Source organism: Nocardia amamiensis (genome assembly GCF_015477605.1).
GTDB classification, from domain to species: Bacteria; Actinomycetota; Actinomycetes; order Mycobacteriales; family Mycobacteriaceae; genus Nocardia; species Nocardia amamiensis_A.
Map to the genome: position 1 here is coordinate 1 of NZ_JADLQX010000395.1, position 228 is coordinate 228.

1 pseudogene is annotated in these 228 nt (G+C 68.0%); it reads right to left on the reverse strand.

The window, feature by feature from the left end:
- A pseudogene (locus tag IU459_RS38260) lies at positions 1–228 on the reverse strand (IS1634 family transposase); the annotation flags it as partial.

The window sequence follows — 228 nt, forward strand, 5'->3', positions numbered from 1 at the left end:
AGGGATGCCGTCGCGGGTCACGGCCATCCCGATCACGATCTGCGGTAGGTCGTCTCGGGAGTCCTTCGACTTGCCGTAAGTACGGAATCCGCCAGCCTTCTCGCTGCCGCTGCCGCTGCCGCTGCCGTCGGCGTCGTCACCGGCGGGGACCGGGTGGCCGCGGTCGTCGCGTTCCACCGGCTCGTCGGCTCCGGTCTCGAAATACGTCGACGTCGTGTCGAAGAACAG